Annotated in this window: 2 protein-coding genes; both read right to left on the reverse strand. The window is 26.8% G+C overall.

The genetic code is table 11. The annotated features are described in order from the left end of the window. Nucleotides 1–134: 134 nt before the first annotated feature. Nucleotides 135–1,214 carry a peptide-methionine (R)-S-oxide reductase MsrB gene (gene msrB, locus N5D03_RS14775; protein ID WP_038330688.1) on the reverse strand — a complete coding sequence of 360 codons (1,080 nt, stop codon included), beginning with the start codon at nt 1,212–1,214 and terminating at the stop codon, nt 135–137. Continuing rightward, the gene (locus N5D03_RS14780; protein ID WP_115000182.1) at nt 1,211–1,699 is read right to left on the reverse strand and encodes a DUF417 family protein; all 489 of its coding nucleotides are present in this window, start codon (nt 1,697–1,699) and stop codon (nt 1,211–1,213) included. The genes msrB and N5D03_RS14780 overlap by 4 nt, the downstream gene beginning before the upstream one ends. Nucleotides 1,700–1,725: the final 26 nt, after the last annotated feature.

Consider the following 1,725-nt stretch of genomic DNA (forward strand, 5'->3'; position numbering starts at 1 on the left):
TAATATTAAATAAAAACTATACTTTTAAATGTTCCTAACAAGGGGAAGATTACAAAATGTTTTATTAAAAATTACAATCTGTAAACATTAAGTAATACCTTTTATAATATTTAGAAATAGAATTTTATTAGTTTTTATTTTATTAAGGATAAATATTTTTCATATCCTTTAGCTTTCATTTCTTCTTTTGATATAAACTTTAATGATGCACTATTAATACAATATCTCAATCCTCCTTTATCTTTTGGGCCATCATCAAAAACATGACCTAAATGAGCATTACCAGTTTTACTTCTTACTTCAGTTCTTTTCATTCCAAAAGAATTATCATTTATTTCTTCAATAAGATTTTTACTGATTGGTTTTGAGAAACTTGGCCAGCCACAACCTGATTCAAATTTATCCGTTGACACAAAAAGAGGTTCACCAGTTGTTATGTCTACATAAATTCCTTCTCTAAATTCAGAATTATATTCATTTGAAAAAGGTTTTTCTGTTGCACCATTTTGTGTAACATCGTATTGCAAAGAAGTTAAATGTTTTTTAAGTTCACTTTGGCTTTCTTTGATATATTCTTTTTCTTGAATAGGATTTGCCTTACGAGCATCATCAAATAAACTTGGTGATATATGGCAATATCCTTTTGGATTTTTATTTAAATAATCTTGATGATAATTTTCTGCATCATAAAAATTATGTAAAGGCATATTTTCTACTACAATTTTTTGATTATAATTTTTTTCTAAATCTTTTAACTTCTGATCGATTAATTTAGAGTCAGTTGGGTTTGTATAATAAATTCCTGTTCTATATTGTGTCCCTAAGTCATTTCCTTGTTTGTCTAGACTCGTAGGATCTATTGTCTTAAAATACAAATCAATTAATAATCCTAGATCAACTATATCAGGATTATAAGTTACCTTGACAGTTTCAGCAAAACCAGTTTTACCTGTGATCACTTCTTTATAAGAAGGCTTTTCTATAGTTCCATTAGCATAACCTACAACTGTATTTGTAACCCCTCTGACCTGTTGAAAAAAATGTTCTGTTCCCCAAAAGCATCCTCCTGCAAAATATATTTCATTTTCTGATGTGTTATTCATTTTCTGATGTTTATTCGATTTAACTAAATTATTTTTATGAGTTTTACAACTTATACTTGTTAGTATTATTCCTGTAATAATTAATGAGCTTATGATGAATAATTTTTTCATGATTTTTTATTTAAAGATTGAGCTAAAAGAGTGAAACCAAAGCCGAAGTAAGCTATATCTTTTAAAATGAAAAAATCTGTTACAGGAACTCCATCAACAAATTTCCAAATCCCGGGAGTTGTAAAAAGATAACTAAGAGTTGTTCCGAAAATAATAAGAATAGCTATTCCCGCATATTTTTTTAATGATTGATATTTTAAAGTTAAAACAACTAATAATGCTACAAGTAATTCAAGTACTCCAACTATATTAGATACAGTTTGATCACTAAATATTTTATAAATCCAAAACGATAATGGGTGATTTTCTACAAGAGACTTTATAGCTTGAGCCTCTGTTGGTGTAAACTTAAAAATGCCTATCCACACTAAAAGTAATACTGTTCCAAATAGAGGTAAGTAATATCCTATTTTGTAAAGATTTATAAAGGGTGAATTAATATTCAAATTATCTTTATGAGTATGAACTAAATTTTTTGTTTCCATTTTTTAATAATTTTTATTGTATATAC

This window comes from Empedobacter sp. GD03861, assembly GCF_029840885.1.
In the GTDB taxonomy this organism is placed as follows: domain Bacteria; phylum Bacteroidota; class Bacteroidia; order Flavobacteriales; family Weeksellaceae; genus Empedobacter; species Empedobacter falsenii_B.